This window comes from Endozoicomonas acroporae (assembly GCF_002864045.1).
GTDB lineage: Bacteria > Pseudomonadota > Gammaproteobacteria > Pseudomonadales > Endozoicomonadaceae > Endozoicomonas > Endozoicomonas acroporae.
In genome coordinates this window covers 1-1,613 of sequence record NZ_PJPV01000062.1, presented here as the reverse complement: position 1 = coordinate 1,613, position 1,613 = coordinate 1, and the positions used below count along the sequence as shown (strand labels likewise).

At 40.5% G+C, this 1,613-nt stretch carries 1 protein-coding gene; it reads left to right on the top strand.

Annotated features, from left to right (window positions below; translation table 11 throughout):
• Positions 1 to 112 precede the first annotated feature (112 nt).
• Complete coding sequence (locus CX664_RS11290) at positions 113 to 1,468, top strand: transposase (RefSeq protein ID WP_101746837.1); 1,356 nt, start codon at positions 113 to 115, stop codon at positions 1,466 to 1,468.
• Positions 1,469 to 1,613 lie beyond the last annotated feature (145 nt).

Genomic DNA, 1,613 nt, shown 5'->3' with positions numbered 1-1,613 from the left:
TGAATCCTGGAGCTCCACCGCCACATAGCATACAGAGGAGGCAATAAAAACTCACCCGCACAATTTATCGACTAAAATTGATCCTTACTAAATCATCGTCGTCGGATCGATTATGGGTGCTGCCATACAGAAAAAAGTCAGGCAATTCAGTGCTACTTATCTTATAAAAACCGTTTCTGAATGCTTTGAAAAAATACCTGATCACCGTCCCAATAAATGCGTCATTCCATTTGCCAATTTTCCTAAATCTGCTTTTGCCATGATGCATCAAAAGTGTGATTCGCTGTTAGCATTTGACGAGGAACGACTCGACAAAGTATGCTGCCATAATCTTGAAAAACTCTATCATGTTAAGGATGGTATGGTACCTTCTGATACAAGAATGAGAGAAGTTCTTGACCCTGTAGATCCTTCCGGACATAAGACACCCTTTAAGAAACTGCTCAATATTGTTCAGCGTAATGGAGCCCTGAAAGGTTTCGAATTTAAATGCGGCAAGCTGAAAGACTATTATCTCCTTCCTGTTGATGGCACCGGTCTTTTTTATTCGGGAACCTGTCGTTGTAATGACTGTTGCATCATGAATGAAGGTAAAAAGAATGAAGCTTATTATCACAATATTATGGGTGGGTGTATTGTCCATCCAAACCAGAAAACTGTGCTTCCTTTGGCACCCGAAGCCATTTGCAAACAAGATGGAACGAAAAAAAATGATTGTGAAAAAGCGGCTATTCGACGTTTTCTGGCCCAGGTAAAACACGACCATCCACAACTAAAACTGGTCATTCTTCTTGACGGCTTATACGCTGATAACCCCACCATTGCTCTGATCAAGAAGTATGGCTGGCACTATATTATCGTCGCAAAAGATGGTAACCATGAGTCGCTTATTGAGGCCATGAATGAGCTTTATGATCAGGGCGAAGTTGAGCACCATACCATCGTTGATAAAGAGAAAAATACAACTCATCGATTTCGCTATGCAAATAATGTGACCCTGAATCTTCAGGATGAAGCAGAGCAGGTTAATGTCCTGGATTATATTGAAACTGATAAAGCAGGTAATTCGCATGTTTGGTGCTGGGTAACGGATATTGAATTAACCAAAAAGACAGTTGAATCTGTCATGAGAGGAGGTCGTTGTAGATGGCATATTGAGAACCAAACGTTCAACACCCTGAAGAACCAAGGCTATCAACTTGAGCACAGCTATGGTCATGGCGAATATCACCTGGCTACGAATTTCGCCTACCTTACATTCTTGGCTTTTCTTGTGGATCAAATTCAGGAATTGGCTTGTCCACGATTTCAAAAAGCTTTAAATAAACCAGCGAAGCCAACACGAAAGCGATTATGGAAAAAAATAACCTGTTTGTTTCTTACCTTGATGATTGATAGTTGGGATGCTTTGTTTAAAGCAATTGCACACGGATCGAAATCCCTGAAACTGGAATTTGATACTTCATAACATCAAAAGATAGCCAGGATTTCAGGGTTAGAGATAGAGATTTTTCTCCAGCGAAAGTAGCTGAAGATTTTCTTTTTCTGTGAATATTATGAGTCCGTTTACGAACCTGCTATGGATATTGTCGTGTAATCGTCGGGAATAGCTG